A 17,039-nucleotide genomic window follows, 5' to 3' on the forward strand; every position below is an offset into this window, starting at 1 on the left:
ATTATAGCGGAAAATTGCAGGCTGCTTTGAAATAATTGGTTGGCGACAGAATAAAAAACCTTATAATTTCGTTTTTACATTTTACCGAGAATACCCATGACGACCATTAACACTCTATTCAAAATGAAAGCAGACGGCGAAAAAATCGCCATGCTCACTTGTTACGAAGCCAGTTTTGCCGCCTTGATGAATCGCGCAGGCGTAGATGTTTTGCTGATTGGCGATTCGCTGGGCATGACCGTTCAGGGGCAGAGCAGCACCTTGCCTGTGTCGCTGGCGGACATGGTTTACCACACCAAAAACGTGGCGCGTGGCAATCAAAACGCGCTGATTTTGGCAGATTTGCCGTTTGGCGTGTATCAACAAAGCAAGGAACAAGCCTTTGCCGCTTCGGCGGAATTGATGGCAGCAGGCGCACACATGGTCAAACTGGAAGGCGGCGCAATCATGGCGGAAACCACGCAATTTTTGCAGCAGCGTGGCATTCCTGTTTGCGCCCACATTGGCTTGACACCGCAATATGTAAATGTGTTTGGCGGCTACAAAGTGCAGGGCAAGGGCGATGCGGCGGCAGCTGTGTTGTACGATGCCAAAGCGCACGAAGCAGCAGGCGCAGCAATGTTGTTGATGGAATGTGTACCGAGAGAACTGGGTAAACAAATTACGCAAAGCGTGGCGTGTCCGACCATTGGCATTGGCGCAGGCGTGGACACAGACGGTCAAGTTTTGGTGATGCACGATATGCTGGGCGTATTCCATGGCAAAACCGCCAAATTTGTCAAAAATTTTATGGACGAGCAACCAAGCATTCAAGCAGCAGTGGAAGCGTATGTGCGCGAAGTGAAAAACAAAACGTTTCCTGCGGTTGAACATACGTTTAGCAGCTAACACAATTAAAGCAGCCTGCACTTTTTGTTGATTTTGAAAGTGCAGGCTGCTTTTTCAATGCTCCGTCATTTTCTCCCGAAAAGCAGCCTGCAATGCTTTAACCTGCATCGCACGCGCTTCGTCTATTTTTTCGCTGATTTGTGCAGGCTGCTTTGCGTATTGTTGCGCGATTTCGCCTGCGTTGATTTGTTGCGCGGCGGCAATCAACGCCATAATGTGTTCACGTTGCGGATAGGGCGAATTTTGTTTACCTAAACGCCCTTGCTGGTCGGCAAGACACACGTTCAAAGCAGCCTGCACCCGTTCTGGGCGGCGAAACGCATCGCATTCTTTGAGCAATTTGATGATTTTGCTCGCCTGTTTGATTTGCCCGATTTGATGAAAACGAATGTGGAACGCGCACACCAATTCCGCCAATTCCGCGCAATGTTTGGGGACGCGCCAACGCTGGTTCACAGCGCGAATTGGCTCAACACCACGCCTATCGTGTCCAATGTGTTTGGGCAACACATCGTGTGGCGTCAATGCCTTGCCCAAATCGTGCAACAAGGCGGCATAGCGTTCGGCAAGCGACAAATTCAAATCTGCCGCGCGTTGCAACACCAGCAAAGTGTGTTCGCCCGAATCCACTTCGGGGTGGTAATCGGCGTGTTGTGGCACGCCAAACAAGGCTTCTACTTCGGGCAACAAAATCGCCAGCGCACCGCAATCGCGCAAGACTTCAATCATTTTGCGCGGTTCGCATTCCATTAGCCCTTTGGCGAACTCTTGCCACACGCGTTCCGCTACCAGCGCGTCCACTTCGCCTGCTGCCACCATGTCGCGCATCAGCTGCATGGTTTCGGGTGCAATCGCAAAACCGTATCGCGCCGCAAATCGTGCCGTGCGGAGAATGCGAACAGGGTCTTCGGCAAACGCAGGCGACACATGGCGCAAAATACCTTGCTGCAAATCGCGCTGTCCGCCAAATGGGTCAATGATGCTGCCGTGTTCGTCTTGCGCCATCGCGTTGATGGTTAAATCGCGGCGTTGCAAATCTTGTTCTAGCGTAACGCTGGCATCGGCATGAACGGCAAACGCAGTGTAGCCCTTGCCTGTTTTGCGTTCGGTGCGAGCCAGCGCGTATTCTTCGTGGGTTTTTGGGTGCAAAAATATGGGAAAATCCTTGCCTACCGCCGTGAAACCTTGCGCCAACAAAGTGCTGGCTTCTGCGCCCACCACCACCCAATCGCGGTCTTGCACGTTTTTGCCCAAGAGCGTGTCGCGTACCGCGCCACCGACTAGATAGATTTGCATGAGTTGTCCTTTTGGTTAGTTGATTGTGGTTATAGTGAAATGAAATAAAAATAGGACAAGGCGACAATGCCCGCCGTGTATGAATAATACATAAGGGCGTTGGCAACGCCGTCCTATTGCGATTTCATTTCACTATAAAAAGCAGCCTGCACTTTTTGTCTCAATTTAATCAAAGTGCAGGCTGCTTTGCTTGGTCTATTTAATTCAACACCACATTGCGTAAATATTCTTGCACCGCATTGGCGATGCTGTTTGCCATTTGCCGTCTAAAATCTTGGCTAGCCAACAATTTTTCGTCTTGCGGATTGGACAAAAAGCCCATTTCCACCAGCACCGATGGCATATCCAGCGAGCGCAAAATCACAAAATTACCCAATTCTGCCGTGCTGTTATGCACTTTGGCATGACGCGCAACCTGACGCAAAATCAAGTTGCCCAAACGTGTGCTGCTGGCTGTGGTTTGGGTTTCGAGCATATCGGTCAAAATGTTGTCCACGTCTTTGTTGCCCACGCTGGGAATGCCGTCTATAAAATCGACTTTATTTTCGGCAGCCACCAAACGGCGAGCGCGTTCGCTGTTGGCGCGTCCCAGCACAAACACATCTGTGCCGCGTGCTGCTGGTGCATCTTCCACCGCATTGGCGTGAATCGAAATAAATAAATCGGCATTGACATCACGCGCTTTTTTGCGTCGTTCTCGCAGCGGCACAAACGTGTCATCGCTGCGTGTCATATGCACCACATAACCTTTGGCTTGCAAGCGCGAACGCAATTCCAGCGAAGTAGCCAAAACCACGTCTTTTTCGTGAATGCCTGTGTTTTTGCCCGATGCACCTGGGTCTTTGCCACCATGCCCTGGGTCAATCATAATAATTGGCTTGCGCGGTGCGGCAGGCTTGCTCGGCTGTTGTGTAGATGCAGGCTGCTTATTATTGGGCTGATTGCGTTTTTGTGCCAACAAATCGCCCAAAGGGTCATCGTTGGCGTTAAAAGTAGGGGTGGCTTGGGGCAAATTACCGTGTCCCAAATCAATCTGAATACGGTGTTTTTGTTTGCCCGATGGCGCAAGCGCGGTTACTTGAATCGGCAAGGCACGGTTCAAATCCAGCACCATACGCAAAGTGTTGGCATCTTTTTGACCAAAGCGAATCTGACGAATAATGCCGTTATCACCTTTGAGCTGGCGCGTGATTTGGCTTAATGTTTGACTTTGATGAATGCCTGTCAAATCCACCACCAAACGATGCGGATTGTCCAAATTAAAATGACGATAGGCGATTTTTTGGTCGCTTTCCAACACGATGCGCGTTTTGGTGCGGTTGCTTTGCAAACGTGCCGACAGGATTTTGGGTTCGTTGCCATTGGGTGCGGCATAAACCAGCGAGCCTGTTAAAGCACAGCTTGCTAATGCCAACATTTTGCGGCGAGTTAATTTGTCCATTGTTGCAACGCCTCCTTTCCTTGTGCGCTCACGGCTTTTATGGTGCAAAGCCGTCCATTTTCTTGATGAGTAAGCTGAATAAGCAAATCTGGTGCAGGAACATAATCGCCGCCTTGTTCTGCCCATTCAATCAAACAAATGCTGTTGGCGATTAAATCGTCCAAGCCAGCATCTTCCCACTCGTCTGGCGTGGCAAATCGATATAAATCAAAATGATGCACAGTTTGTTGCGCTAACGGATAGCTTTCGACAATCGCATAAGTGGGGCTTTTGACTGCGCCGTCGTGTCCCATGCCGCGCAACAATCCGCGCGTGAAAGTGGTTTTGCCTGCGCCCAAATCACCTTGCAAATACACAACCAAAGGTGCGTGCAGGCTGCTTGCCCACGATGTACCCAGTGCCAGTGTTTCGGATTCGTTTGCGAGGAATTGTGTGTGTAACATGCTTGAACAATAAGATAAAAAGGGTTAAATCATAACAAAAGCAGCCTGCAATTTAAAGTGCAGGCTGCTTTTTTGTATCAAATTTATTTCGTCAAAACATTCAACGCTTCTTGATATTTCGCCACCGTTTTTTCCAACACATCGGCAGGAAGTTTTGGCGCAGGCGGCTGTTTGTTCCAGCCACTTTGTTCCAACCAATCGCGCACAAATTGCTTATCAAAAGATGGCGGATTTGTGCCAACTTGATACGTTTCCACCGCCCAAAAACGGCTGCTGTCGGGCGTTAAAACTTCGTCCATGAGCGTTAAAACGCCGTTTTCGTCCAAGCCAAATTCAAATTTGGTATCGCAAATAATAATGCCACGCGCTTTGGCAAATTCCGCCGCTTCCGTGTAAAGCTGAATCGCTTTGGCGCGGACTTCTTCGGCGCGTTCTTTGCCGATGATTTCGCAGCAGCGTTCAAATGAAATATTTTCATCGTGGTCGCCCACTTCCGCTTTGGTTGAAGGCGTGAAAATCACTTCGGGCAATTTTTCCGCTTCACGCAAATTTTCAGGCAGCTTGATTCCGCAAACCGTGCCTGATTTTTGATATTCTTTCCAACCACTTCCGCTTAAATAACCGCGTATCACCGCTTCAATTTTCACAGGCGTTAAACGCTTGGCAACCACAGCGCGTTTTTCTACGGCTTGGGCTTCGTTTTCAGGCAGCACGTCAAAAACCGTTTGCCCTGTGAAATGATTGGGCATGATGTGCGCCAGTTTGCCAAACCAAAAATTAGAAATTTGCGTCAAAATTTCGCCTTTGCCAACAATGGGTTCGTCTAAAATCACGTCAAACGCCGACAAGCGGTCGGTTGCCACAATGAGCATGATTTTGTCGTCAATTTCGTACAAATCGCGGACTTTGCCAGAGTAGATTTTTTTCAATGATAATTTGGTCATGGTGCGCTTTCGTTAAACAAGGTTAAGAACGGGGCGTATTGTAGCGCGATTTTGGGTTGAGATAAAAGAGAAAAGCAGCCTGCACTTTCCATAAAACAGAAAAAGTGCAGGCTGCTTTTTGATTACGCGTTTTCCTTTAAACGATATTTTTTAGCGATGCGTTTGGCGCGTTTGTGCCATTGCCATGCTTGCTTCTCGTTGGGGGTGTTGCTGGCATAGTTCAATCGCATAAAATCGTCTAACAGTTGGGCAATTTCATCGTGCAGGCGATTGTTATCGTGCAGGATTTGGCCCAATTCCATTGGTGCAATCGCGGCGATGGTGGGATATTGCTTGCCCAGTAATCGGCGTTTGAGCAGGGTGTAGCCGTTTTGCAGCGGTTGTATCACGTCTTGCTGGCGTGATTTGCGCCACCACAAGCCCAGCGGTATGAGCGACAATGCGCCACCTGCGCCAAATACCATCAACACGTTCCATGTGTTCACGCCGTCAAAACCGAGTTTGTTGAACAGGCTTTGTTGGCGTTCGTCATCGTAGTTTACTACCCATTGTTGCCAATAGAAGCGGCCTTGGTCAGAAAAACGTGTCCAAAAGCCTGTGTTGGGGAGCAGGCTGCCTTCATCGCCTGATAGGGCTTGACTTACACCACTTTCAATGCGAACAGCAGATACGGCTGCGGTTGGGTCAATGCGTTTCCATACTTGGCGTTCTGGCAACCAAACTTCTGTCCATGCGTGGGCATCTTTGCTACGGATTTGCCAAAATTGTTCGGCTTCGTTGTATTCGCCACCTTGATAGCCCACGACTACGCGAGCGGGTACGCCTGCTGCGCGCATCATTACGACAAAGGCATCGGCATAATGTTCGCAAAAGCCTTGTTTGCTGTTGAACAAGAATTGGTCGGTACTGTTGCGGCTGCCCAAAACAGGCGGTTTGAGCGTGTAGGTAAAGCCTTGTTGTGCAAAATAGTTAAAAGCAGCCTGCGCGAATTGTTCGACATTGCCGTTGTTTTGTTGATACAGGGCTTGGGCAAGTTCGCGAGTGCGTGGATTGCTGTTGGCTGGGAGTTTGGTGTAGAAGTCTTGTTCGCGTGCGTTTAATTCGTGCGGTAATTCATTGGACAGCGATGCACGTAAATCAACGCGGCGTACACCTTTGCGGCTGAACATGCGCAACACATTGCCCGATTCCATAAACACGCCACGGCGATTGCGAACTTGCGGATAATCCAATGCAGGAATGCGCCCTTTGTCATCTTCGGCAATAATGGAATAGGCGATGTACTGTCCTTTGCTGGCATCGGCTCTGTCCACAAAATCGTGCATGGCTTGCCATTCGTTGCCGTTGTGCTGTCCCATTACCATTACGCGCCAATACAGATTTTGCTGTTGTGGTATGACATCGTTGTCAAATGTGGCAGTAAACACAGGTTCGTTACTCAATACCAAATCGCCAATACTGCCAGGTTTCATCGTGTCGGACATGCCTGTTGTGGCTTGGGTTGATGAAGTTTGTGGCACGCCCAAAAACGGCGCACTTCGGCGTGGCACAGACACAAATAACACCACCATCGGCAACAACGTCAGCAAAAAGCCCACTAAACTTTGTTTGAGTGCAGGCTGCCATGTCAAGTCGTTGAGCAAGGACAAAGTACAAGCCATCATCATTAAGCACAACAAAATCCACATGCCTGTTAACAATTCTTGGCTAAACAAAATCGCGCCAGCCAGCAAAAACAGCATCACCACCACCAACACTTGCCAGTCGCGCTTGGTTTTGCCTTCGTAGCTTTTGAGTAATGCCAGCAACAGCAAAAACGAAATGCCGCCTTGCAAACCCAAAATCGTGCCAAGTTGTTGGAATACCAGCACCGTTGCGCCCAGCAGCATACACACAGTTTGCCACAGTTTGAGTTGGTAGATGCCCATGCTCAACAAACCCAATCGCAAGCAAATGAACACGGCAAACACAATCACCACGCCCACAGGCAATTCAAACAGCAGCGGAATGGACACCGCAATCAGCGAAATCATCGCAAACAACGCGGCACGAAAAGACGGCTTGGTATTTAGATAACTAGGTTGAACAATAAACAAAATAATCGCCCATTCAATAAAGAAACAAAAAAGTGCAGGCTGCTTTTTCATATTTTTGATACTCAAAAGCAGCCTGCACTCTATTTTACACATTTACACGATTTAAATCCGCAAAATGCGTTCGCCACGACCAATACCTGCCGCGCCTGTTCGCACCGTTTCCAAAATCAAACCTTTGGACACGTTTTCCAAAAAGCTGTCCAATTTTTCGGACGTGCCTGTGATTTCCACCGTGTAGGTTTTGTCGGATACATCAATCACCGAACCGCGATAAATTTCTGCCAAACGCAACACTTCATCACGGTCTTTGCCGACTGCGCGGATTTTGACCAGCATCAGTTCGCGTTCCACATAACGGCTTTCGTTCAAATCCACTACTTTGACCACTTCCACCAGTTTGTTCAACTGTTTGGTGATTTGCTCAATAATGTGCTGGTCGCCGCGGGTCACAATTGTCATACGCGACAAAGTAGCGTCTTCGGTTGGCGCAACCGACAACGAGTCAATATTGTAATCACGCGCCGAAAACAAGCCCACTACGCGGCTCATTGCACCCGATTCGTTTTCAATCAAAACAGATAAAATGTGTCGCATCATGGTACGCTCCTTGTGTCGTAATTGCGGTCGTGAATGTCGTTTACATCGGAATCGGCTTTGGTTTCGCGCATATGCAGCGGCAACACCATTTCGTCCAACGCCTTGCCATTGCCCACCATTGGGTACACATTTTGTTTGCTGTCGGTGATGAAATCCAAGAACACAAAGCGGTCTTTCATTGCCAACGCTTCACGTAACGCGCCTTCTACGTCTGATTTTTTTGTGATACGCATACCCACATGACCATAAGCTTCTGCCAATTTCACAAAATCGGGCAACGAGTCAAAATAGGTTTCCGATTCGCGGTTGCTGTAATACAGCTCTTGCCATTGGCGCACCATGCCCAAGTAGCCATTGTTCAAGCAAATTACTTTTAAAGGTAATTTATATTGAAAACAAGTGCTTAATTCTTGGATATTCATTTGGATTGAGCCTTCGCCTGTGATGCAGCAGACATCTTTGCTTGGGTCGGCAAGATACGCACCCATGGCATACGGCAAGCCCACGCCCATTGTGCCTAAACCACCCGAATTGAGCCATTGGCGCGGACGTTCAAACGGATAATATTGCGCGGCGAACATTTGGTGCTGCCCTACGTCTGATGTAACAATCGCATCGTTGTTGGTTACTCGCGCCAAAGTTTGCACCACATATTGCGGCAAAATCAATTCGCTGTCGGCTGTTTCAGGCAAACGCAAGCAATCGCGGCTGCACCAGTTTTCTACGGTTTTCCACCATTTTTCCAACGCGCTGGGGTTGAACGTCAATTCTTGTTTTTGCCACAAACCGAGCATTTCGGTCAGCACATTGGCTACATCGCCCACAATCGGCACATCTACTTTAACGCGCTTGGCAATGCTAGATGGGTCAATGTCAATTTGAATGATTTTTTTGCCATTTTCCAAAAATTTGCTTGGCACAGACACCACGCGGTCATCAAAACGCGCACCAATTGCCAACACCACATCGGCATTTTGCATTGCCAAGTTGGCTTGATAAGTGCCGTGCATGCCCAGCATACCCAAAAACTGTTTGTCGCTAGACGGATATGCGCCCAAGCCCATCAACGTGCCTGTACACGGAACGCCCAAAGTGCGAACAAAATCGGTCAAAACTTGATGCGCGTTGCCCAACACCACGCCGCCACCAAAATAAATCAACGGACGCTTTGCCGCCGCCAACATTTGCAAGGCTTTTTTGATTTGACCAACGTGCCCATTCACAACGGGTTGATACGAGCGAATAAAAATATCTTCTTGCGGATAGCTAAATTTAGCCGATGCTTGGGTTACATCTTTGGCAATATCCACCACCACAGGGCCGGGGCGACCTGTTTTGGCGATTTGGAACGCCTTTTTGATAGTGGGGACTAAATCGTCAATATGTGTTACCAAGAAATTGTGTTTTACGCAAGGGCGAGAAATACCAATCATATCAATTTCTTGGAAAGCGTCCGAACCAATTGCAGGCGATGCCACCTGACCCGAAATCACGACTATTGGAATGCTATCGGTATAAGCCGTGGCGATGCCTGTAATCGCATTGGTTGCGCCAGGACCAGACGTTACCAAAGCCACGCCCACTTTGCCGCTGGTTCGCGCATAGGCATCAGCTGCATGAACCGCCGCTTGTTCGTGTCGCGTTAAAATATGTTCAAATTTATGAAGTTGGTAGATGGCATCGTAGATTTCCAACACCGCACCACCAGGATAACCAAAAACGTATTCCACGTTTTCTGCTTTAAGACTGTGCACCAGAATTTGTGCGCCTGTTAATTGCATGACAACCTCTTTTGTTGAGCGCGAAAATCAATCAACTGCAAGGGCTTTATCTCTGCACCTATAATGCTATCGGCACAAGCAGCGATTTAGGGTACGCGCATCGTGCAGACGTGATAACAACCGATTGCAATTAGTTCACTTTGACGCAGGGTTTGTGAAAAATAGGGAATTGTTAAGATAACGCAAAGAGCATTATCTGACAAGCATTTTGTGTTAATTTGTATTAACTTGATACAAAATGCAGGCTGCTTTTGTCTATTTATGCTAATTATTTTGTACAATAGCGCATCAAATGTAAGCAGCCTGCACCAAAATTGCTTATAGCCAAACAACGTAACCCATCTTAACGGTATTAAATAAAATGAAAACTTTTATCCAAACAACACAACGCGGTTTTACCTTGGTTGAACTTATGGTTTCCATTGCAGTTTTAGCGATTTTGGCAATGATTGCCTACCCAAGTTACAGCACCTATATGGAACGTGTACGCATTGATAATGCGCGTGCAACCATGATGGACACTATTCAATTTGCCGAACGCTATTACGCAACCAACAAAACCTTTGCCCAGCTAGACACTGCCAAAATTAAAGCAGCAGGCATCGCCAACGATAAATACGACCTAGAATACGTTGCTGTTGGTGCTAACAATTACTTACTCAAAGCGACACCCAAAGCAGATTTATATAGTGCAAAGAAAAGAGCAAGCAGCCCTTTGAATGTGCTGTATTCATCACAAAGTGGTGTGTTTGTTCGCTGCAATGATTCAGACTTTGCTATTGCGGCGGTTGCTGAACCCAAAGGCACAACCAACTGCGAACCATTAAGCTAATCGCATCAATAAAATCAACAAAAAGTGCAGGCTGCTTTTTTCGGCGAAAAACCGTAAAAAAGCAGTCTGCACTTTTTGCTATATCAATTAAATAGAAAATTCGCCTGTAAATTCCAAATCCGCGATTTCTTTGCGTAAATGCTTGGTTGCTGGTGTCACAATCGCCACAAACATCGCTTCACGAATGCGGCGTTGCACAGGGCTACGCATCAAATAGCCTTTTGCGCCAGCGTGTAAAGCCGCCGATTGCGCTGCGTCCAATGCCAATTCTGCTGCCGCCAAGCGCGTTTGCAAAGTTTCTAAAATACTGGTTGAGCCAGCCCACGCTTCGTCTGCCAATTTAACCGTTTTTGCCAATGCTACTTGGAAACGTTCGTTTAGTTCATCGATTTGATTATCCAAGTAAAAATTTACTTCGCCATTGCTTACGTTTGCTAATTCAATTTCTTGCAAGCAGCCGTCAATAATGCCTGCGCCGATGCCGATTTGCAGCAAAATAAAGCCAGCTTTAATGGATTTGATATACGCTTCAAACTGCGCGGGTTCTGCCAACACATCTTCGTGCGGTACAAACACGTTTTCAAATTTCAGCGCGAAGGTGCGTGTGCCTTCCAACGCGCAAAATTCAGGGCAAGGATTCAACGACACGCCTTCACGTTCCGCGCCTGTGATGAACATCACATAGCCGTCTGCCGTTTGTGCGGTGTTCGCCCAAATATGCGTGTCGCCCAAGTTGGACACCCACGGCAACACGCCATTGATGCGATAGCCGCCCTCTACTTTTTCCACTTGCAAGAAATTGTTTTCAATGCCAGCCAAGTGTTTGACCGTGTTGGACATACCTGTTCCAGCCAACACTTTTCCTTGCAATACGTCTGCTAAATAGCGCGATTTAACGGTTTCGTTGGGCGATTGATGCAAATACCAGCCGCAAGCCGATTGACACCACACCGAAAACGCCGTTGCACCGCACACTTTGCCCACTTCGCGGATTACCAAAATTTGTGTGGTCAAGCCCAAGCCGTTGCCGCTTTCTTCGGTTGTGCCAACGGATTGATAGCCGCCAATTTTGCCCAGTTCGCGCATAAAGTTTTCTGGGTAAACGCCTTTACAGTCAATGTCTTGGACGATCGGTGCGATTTCGCGTTGGGTTAATTCGGCAATTTGGTTCAATAAGGTTTGTTGCGACATGATGTTTGTCCTGTAAGTAAAAGTCATCAAAAAAAGCAGCCTGCATTGTACGCAGGCTGCTTTTAAAACGGAAAGATTGAATGTTTCTTTACGATAGAAGTATTTTTTATATATCAATTAAATATGCCCAAAACTTAATCCCAAAACAAGGCTCAACAAACTCAACACACCGTTGTAAATCAACATGATATAGAACATCATGGTAGATAAATCAAACGATTTGCCGCTGGATTTGTATTTTTGTGCCAAGTGTTCGGCAATCACGTCGCGCAACACACGCAGCACTTCATCATTTTGCTCTGGCGTGCCAATCGTCAGGCGCAGGCAATTTTCTACAACGCTGTGGCTGCCGTGCAAGTTTTTAACCAAGATTTTGTTTTGCTTCAATTTTTCAAATGCGGTGTTGGCATTGGGCAAACGCACGGTAACAAAATTGGCTTGGCTGTCAAACACGGTAACGTCTTCCAACGCGGCTAATTCGCTACTCACTCGTTCGCGCTCTGCGGTTAAAGTGGCGATGTTTTGGTTTACCGTGTCTATGTGTTGCAACGCGAATTTGCCAGCGGTTAGGCTTAACTGGTTCATGTTGTAAGGCGGCAAAATTTTTGCCAACTCGTTGATGATTAACGGACTGCCAGCCGCGTAACCCAAACGCAAACCTGCAAAACCGATTTTGCTCAATGTACGCAGCACGATTAAATTGGCAGGCACACCTGCTTGCGGCATAAACGTGTCGTTGGCAAACGCGCCATAGGCTTCGTCAATCACAACAATGCCCGAAGCAGCCTGCACAATTTGTTCGATTTCTTCACGCAAAAACGGTTTGCCTGTCGGATTGTTGGGGTAGGCGATAAACGTGATTGCAGGCTGCTTTTCTTGTATCGCTTGCAACACGGCAGGCAAATTGAGCGAAAAATCGGCATTGAGCGGCACGCTTTCGTATTGCATACCAAACAATTCTGCGTTGCGGCGATACATCACAAAGCTGGGTTCAACTGCCAACATGACAGCATTGGGCTGTGTGACCAAAATTGTCAGAAATTGAATTAATTCGTCCGAGCCGTTGCCCAAAGCAATCTCGGCGTGTTCGGGAATGGCAAAGGTTTCGCGCAAAGCAGCCTGCAATCCGCTGCTGGCTGGATTGGGATAGCGGTTAATCGGTGCGGCGGCTAATTGTTGCGTCAATTCGGTTTGCATCTCTTCGGGGAAAGAGTAGGGGACTTCCATTGCGTCCAGCTTAATGAAATCGGCTGGCACATCGGCAACGTGATAGGCGTTTTGCGCCAGAATATCGGGGCGAATCACACGAGTAGGCATGGTTGGTTTCCTTTTTGTGGATTGGAATACAAGTGATAAGCTGCATAAAGATATGCAACGGAATGTAAATGTAACACAAAAACAAGCTGTCCCAAAACGTTAAATTTGCTATGATGCCAACTTTTTTAACCGTTAGGTACTTTGTATTATGTCTGTTTACACCAGCGTATCCGATGATGAAATGCGTCAGTTGCTCACGCAATACGATTTGGGCGATTTTCAATCCTTGCAAGGCATCGCACAAGGCATCACCAACAGTAATTTTTTCTTGCACACCACGCAAGGCAGCTTTGTATTGACCGTTTTTGAAACCCTACGCGCCGATGAATTGCCATTTTTTATGGATTTGACCCATCATTTGAGCGCGAACGGCGTGGCTTGCCCAGCTCCTATCGCGCAGAAAAACGGACAATTCACCGTCACTTTATCGGGCAAACCAGCCTGCATTGTCAGCAAATTAACAGGCAGCGACACGGCGTATCCCCATGCCGAACAATGTTTTTACACAGGCGCAATGCTGGCAACCATGCACCAAGCAGGCACATCGTTCACACAAACGATGGATAACCCACGTCATAGCGCGTGGTGGACGCAATCGGCAAGCAGCCTGCATGATTTTTTGGACGCAGAAGACGCGGCTTTGTTGCAAGACGAAATCGCCTACCAAGCGCAAAATCCCGACACGCATTTGCCCAGTGGTATCATTCACGCTGATTTGTTCAAAGACAATGTGTTGTTGAGTGGCGACCAAGTGGCTGGTTTTATTGATTTTTACTACGCTTGCCACGGCAGTTTTGTGTATGATTTAGCCATTGCGATTAACGATTGGGCGCGCGATGCCCACAATCACATTGTGCCAGAATTGCAGGCTGCTTTTTTACGCGGCTATCAAAGCGTACGCGCCTTAACGCCAGCCGAATTGGATTATTTGCCCAACGCCTATCGTGCAGGCTGCTTGCGTTTTTGGGTGTCGCGTTTGTTGGACTTTCACTTCCCAGCATCGGGCGAAATGACGTTTATTAAAGACCCCAATGTGTTCCGCGATTTGTTGTTGGCGTATCGCAAAGCTATATATAGTGAAATGAAATCGCAATAGTACAGCGTTGCCAACGCCCTTATGTGCTATTTGCACACGGCGAGCGTTGTCGCCTTGTCCTATTTTTATTTCATTTCACTCTAATATTGCAAAACTCGCTATCCATTGTAGATAGCGAGTTTTTGTTATAAGCAAATCATCTAAATCACACAAACACAAAATCTTTTGCAGGCTGCTTTTTATCTTTTATCTTTGCCAGCCATATTGTTTTTTTGGTTCGATTATGACCGCTTTATCTATTCAAAACATTTCTCTTGGCTATCAACAAGGTAGCGCAATCAAAACAATTATGCACGATTTCAGCCTAGACATTCAGTTGGGCGAATTGATTAGCTTGCTGGGCGCAAGTGGCGTAGGTAAATCTTCGCTGTTGCGCGTGTTGGCTGAGCTGAACAAGCCGCTTTCAGGCAGCGTTTCCTTGTTTGGCGAACCACTCACGAAACCGCATCCGCGTGTGGGTTTTGTGTTTCAAAGCGCGGCGTTGTTGCCGTGGCTGAACGTGCGCGACAATGTGGCGTTTGGGCTAGACTTTAAACGTCAACCGAAAGTCAGCAAAGATGAGCAAAATCAACGTATTGATGATACATTAAAAGAAGTCGGATTGGCACACGCGGCGGATAAATTTCCGTCTGAATTGTCGGGCGGCATGCCGCAACAAGCGGCGTTGGCGCGTGGCATTGTGCGCCAACCGCAAGTGTTGTTGCTGGACGAGCCATTTTCCGCGCTTGATGCCGTGATTCGTGAGCAAATGCAAACGATGTTGCGCGAAATTGTGTAGCACCACAACACGGCGGCGGTGATGGTTACGCATGATATTGATGAAGCGTTGCTGGTGTCTGACCGCATTGTGTTGGTGGGGCAAGGTGGGCGGATTGTTGGGACGTGGCAGCCTGACATTCCGTTTCCACGCGTGGCACGTTTGGCGGAATTGAATCAGATTCGTGGCGAAATTATGCAGAGTTTGCATTCGGCGCAGCATTATTCGGAACAGGTTAAGACGGTGGAATTTGTGATTTGATTTTTCAGGCTGCCTGAAATTGAAATTTGCGTAGGTCAAGACCCCAACCTACAAACCGATTGTTTATAAAAAGAAAAAACAAAATGCACACACGCCGAGATTTCCTAAAATTATCCGCTCTGTTTACCGCCACCGCCGCTATGCCCTTGCTGCAAGCCTGTGGCAAACGCGCCGCCACGCAGCCCAACGCGCCTGTAACCATTGGCTATTTGCCGATTTTAGATGCCGCGCCCTTGCTCGTGGCGCATGGCAAAGGCTTGTTTCAACAACGCGGCGTGGAGACCGTCAAACCTGTGCTGTTTCGCAGTTGGGCGAGTTTGGTGGAAGCGTTTTTGAGTGGGTAAGTCAATTTAATTCATGTGCTGTCGCCGATGAGCGTGTGGATGCGTTACGGCAGCCGTGCGCCTGTTCGCGCTTTGATGTGGAATCACACTTGCGGTTCGGCTTTGACGGTGCGCCCTGATGTTAATCAACTGTTTGATTTACAAGGGTAAACGGTGGCGATTCCGTTTTGGTATTCCGTACATAATGTCGTGTTGCAACAGCTTTTGCGCCAAGCAGGTTTGCAGATTGTGGAGAAAAATCCGCAAGCTGGACAAGTTTGCCTAACCGTGATGCCACCATCTGATATGGTGGCAGGTTTGGCAGCCAAGCAAATTGCTGGATTTATCGTTGCCGAGCCGTTTAACGCACTGGCGGAAAGTAAGGGCGTAGGCAAAATTTTACGTTTTTCGGGCGATATTTGGAAAGAACACGCTTGCTGCCTGACGATGATGCACGACCACGATATTCAAAACCGCCCTTATTGGGTGCAAAACGTGGTTTCAGCGTTGGTAGATGCGGCGGCGTTTGCGAAACATCATCGTGCGGAAACGGCGGAATTGTTGGCAAAACAAGGCATTCAAAAATACACGCCGCACGATGTGAACGTGTTGCGAAACGTGTTGCAGCCCGAGCTAATTCAATGGGCGAATTACGAGCGAAACCGCGCCATTGTCCACGCCGATTGGCAGAAAAAACGCATTGATTTTCAACCGTTTCCATTTCAATCGTATAGCGAATTGTTGATTAAATTGCTGAAAGAAACGCATTTGGCTGGCGTGAATACGTTTTTGCAAGATGTGCAGCCTGAAATCGCGGCGAAAGAATTGTTTGACACGCGCTTTGTGCAGGCTGCTTTGGGACAAGGGGATTTGATGCAGCAGTTTGGTTTGCAGGGGTTTGAGCGGAAAGAGATTTTTGAGATTTGAGTTTTTCAGGCAGCCTGAAAATTTTAAAAGAAAGAAAAACATGAACAAAAACGTACACATTCTCGGATTAGCAGGCTTGTTGATTTTGCTCGCATTGTGGCAAATCGGCAGCTTGATTTTGGCGCATTCTATGCCGTTGGCGAATATGCTTGCGCCAGCCGCCGCGATCGGCAGCCTGAAAAAGCTGCTGCTTGACGGCAATTTGTGGGCACACATTGGTGCGAGTTTGCAGCGCGTGGGCGTGGGTTTGTTGGCGGCATTGATGATTGGTGTACCGATTGGCTTTGCGCTCGGTTTGTCGCGCAAGGTGGAGCAAGTGGTGAGTCCGTCTTTTCAGTTTTTGCGTATGATTTCGCCGTTGTCGTGGATGCCTGTGGTGGTGATGTTGTTTGGCATTGGCGATGCGCCGATTTATTTTTTGTTGGCGTTTGCGGCGGTGTGGTCAATTATTTTGAATACGGTTTCGGGCGTGAAAAATATCAATCCGCAATGGCTGGAATTGGGGCGTTCGCTGTCGGCGACCAAATCGGAAATGTTGTTTAAAATCATGTTGCCTGCGGTGGTGGGCGATATTTTGAACGGTTTGCGTTTGGCGATTGGTATTGTGTGGGTGGTGCTTGTGCCGTGCGAAATGTTGGGTGTGAACGAAGGTTTGGGCTATTTTATTTTGGATACGCGCGATAGATTGGCGTATTCGGAATTGATGGCGGCGATTGTGTTGATTGGCGTGATTGGGTGGGCGTTGGACAGCGCGGCGCGGTATTTGGCGCAGGTTTGGCGTAAGGCGTAATATAAACGTAAATCAACAAAAACAGCCTGCATTTTAGGTGAACAAAATTTGCAGGCTGC

The 17,039-nt window shown here is 47.9% G+C and carries 18 protein-coding genes; 9 read left to right on the top strand and 9 right to left on the bottom strand.

Annotated elements, in window-relative coordinates; translation table 11 throughout:
- Positions 1 to 96 precede the first annotated feature (96 nt).
- A complete protein-coding gene (gene panB / locus DQN52_RS06430; RefSeq protein WP_003785969.1) occupies positions 97 to 888 on the top strand; it encodes a 3-methyl-2-oxobutanoate hydroxymethyltransferase in 792 nt (263 codons plus the stop codon).
- 54 nt (positions 889 to 942) lie between these two features.
- On the opposite strand, the gene DQN52_RS06435 is transcribed toward panB, so the two are convergent.
- The 7 genes from DQN52_RS06435 to ilvB all read right to left on the bottom strand — a co-directional run bounded on the left by DQN52_RS06435 (position 943) and on the right by ilvB (position 9,486).
- On the bottom strand, positions 943 to 2,184 hold the full coding sequence (locus DQN52_RS06435) for a multifunctional CCA addition/repair protein (protein WP_003785970.1): 1,242 nt from the start codon (positions 2,182 to 2,184) through the stop codon (positions 943 to 945).
- A gap of 199 nt (positions 2,185 to 2,383) precedes the next feature.
- Entirely contained in the window at positions 2,384 to 3,625 is a 1,242-nt protein-coding gene (locus tag DQN52_RS06445; protein ID WP_003785971.1) for an N-acetylmuramoyl-L-alanine amidase, read from the bottom strand.
- Positions 3,613 to 4,068, bottom strand: coding sequence for a tRNA (adenosine(37)-N6)-threonylcarbamoyltransferase complex ATPase subunit type 1 TsaE (gene tsaE, locus DQN52_RS06450; protein ID WP_003785972.1), 456 nt, complete (start codon positions 4,066 to 4,068; stop codon positions 3,613 to 3,615). Before tsaE ends, DQN52_RS06445 begins: the two co-directional genes overlap by 13 nt.
- Positions 4,069 to 4,151: 83 nt before the next feature.
- Positions 4,152 to 5,012 carry a phosphoribosylaminoimidazolesuccinocarboxamide synthase gene (locus tag DQN52_RS06455; protein ID WP_003785974.1) on the bottom strand — a complete coding sequence of 287 codons (861 nt, stop codon included), beginning with the start codon at positions 5,010 to 5,012 and terminating at the stop codon, positions 4,152 to 4,154.
- A 122-nt stretch (positions 5,013 to 5,134) separates the two neighbouring features.
- Positions 5,135 to 7,174 carry a transglutaminase family protein gene (locus DQN52_RS06460; protein ID WP_231954118.1) on the bottom strand — a complete coding sequence of 680 codons (2,040 nt, stop codon included), beginning with the start codon at positions 7,172 to 7,174 and terminating at the stop codon, positions 5,135 to 5,137.
- A gap of 36 nt (positions 7,175 to 7,210) precedes the next feature.
- Complete coding sequence (gene ilvN, locus DQN52_RS06465) at positions 7,211 to 7,702, bottom strand: acetolactate synthase small subunit (RefSeq protein WP_003789905.1); 492 nt, start codon at positions 7,700 to 7,702, stop codon at positions 7,211 to 7,213.
- Positions 7,702 to 9,486, bottom strand: a complete 1,785-nt coding sequence (gene ilvB, locus DQN52_RS06470; protein ID WP_003785980.1) for a biosynthetic-type acetolactate synthase large subunit — start codon at positions 9,484 to 9,486, stop codon at positions 7,702 to 7,704. The genes ilvN and ilvB overlap by 1 nt, the downstream gene beginning before the upstream one ends.
- 361 nt (positions 9,487 to 9,847) lie before the next feature.
- Here ilvB and DQN52_RS06475 point away from each other — a divergent pair, with 361 nt between their 5' ends.
- A complete protein-coding gene (locus DQN52_RS06475) occupies positions 9,848 to 10,318 on the top strand; it encodes a type IV pilin protein (protein WP_003785984.1) in 471 nt (156 codons plus the stop codon).
- Between the two features lie 87 nt (positions 10,319 to 10,405).
- Here DQN52_RS06475 and DQN52_RS06480 read toward each other — a convergent pair whose 3' ends face one another.
- Both DQN52_RS06480 and hisC read right to left on the bottom strand, forming a co-directional pair.
- Positions 10,406 to 11,509: an acyl-CoA dehydrogenase family protein gene (locus tag DQN52_RS06480; protein ID WP_032827631.1), complete on the bottom strand. Its 1,104-nt coding sequence runs from the start codon at positions 11,507 to 11,509 to the stop codon at positions 10,406 to 10,408.
- Positions 11,510 to 11,626: 117 nt separating this feature from the next.
- The gene (hisC, locus tag DQN52_RS06485; RefSeq protein ID WP_003785988.1) at positions 11,627 to 12,826 is read right to left on the bottom strand and encodes a histidinol-phosphate transaminase; all 1,200 of its coding nucleotides are present in this window, start codon (positions 12,824 to 12,826) and stop codon (positions 11,627 to 11,629) included.
- Positions 12,827 to 12,974: 148 nt separating this feature from the next.
- Here hisC and thrB point away from each other — a divergent pair, with 148 nt between their 5' ends.
- The 7 genes from thrB to DQN52_RS06505 all read left to right on the top strand — a co-directional run bounded on the left by thrB (position 12,975) and on the right by DQN52_RS06505 (position 16,980).
- The gene (gene thrB, locus DQN52_RS06490) at positions 12,975 to 13,922 is read left to right on the top strand and encodes a homoserine kinase (RefSeq protein ID WP_003785990.1); all 948 of its coding nucleotides are present in this window, start codon (positions 12,975 to 12,977) and stop codon (positions 13,920 to 13,922) included.
- A 223-nt stretch (positions 13,923 to 14,145) separates the two neighbouring features.
- Positions 14,146 to 14,700, top strand: a complete 555-nt coding sequence (locus DQN52_RS06495; RefSeq protein ID WP_003785992.1) for an ABC transporter ATP-binding protein — start codon at positions 14,146 to 14,148, stop codon at positions 14,698 to 14,700.
- Between the two features lie 21 nt (positions 14,701 to 14,721).
- Entirely contained in the window at positions 14,722 to 14,940 is a 219-nt protein-coding gene (locus DQN52_RS11345; protein ID WP_003785994.1) for a hypothetical protein, read from the top strand.
- An 83-nt stretch (positions 14,941 to 15,023) separates the two neighbouring features.
- The gene (locus DQN52_RS11350) at positions 15,024 to 15,284 is read left to right on the top strand and encodes an ABC transporter substrate-binding protein (protein ID WP_003785996.1); all 261 of its coding nucleotides are present in this window, start codon (positions 15,024 to 15,026) and stop codon (positions 15,282 to 15,284) included.
- 27 nt (positions 15,285 to 15,311) lie between these two features.
- Positions 15,312 to 15,434, top strand: coding sequence for a hypothetical protein (locus DQN52_RS11495; protein ID WP_003785998.1), 123 nt, complete (start codon positions 15,312 to 15,314; stop codon positions 15,432 to 15,434).
- A 3-nt stretch (positions 15,435 to 15,437) separates the two neighbouring features.
- Positions 15,438 to 16,190 (top strand): ABC transporter substrate-binding protein, encoded by a 753-nt coding sequence (locus DQN52_RS11355; protein ID WP_003785999.1) that lies wholly within the window; start codon positions 15,438 to 15,440, stop codon positions 16,188 to 16,190.
- A gap of 40 nt (positions 16,191 to 16,230) precedes the next feature.
- Positions 16,231 to 16,980: an ABC transporter permease gene (locus DQN52_RS06505; RefSeq protein ID WP_032827632.1), complete on the top strand. Its 750-nt coding sequence runs from the start codon at positions 16,231 to 16,233 to the stop codon at positions 16,978 to 16,980.
- Positions 16,981 to 17,039: the final 59 nt, after the last annotated feature.

Source organism: Kingella kingae, from assembly GCF_900475905.1.
In the GTDB taxonomy this organism is placed as follows: Bacteria; Pseudomonadota; Gammaproteobacteria; order Burkholderiales; family Neisseriaceae; genus Kingella; species Kingella kingae.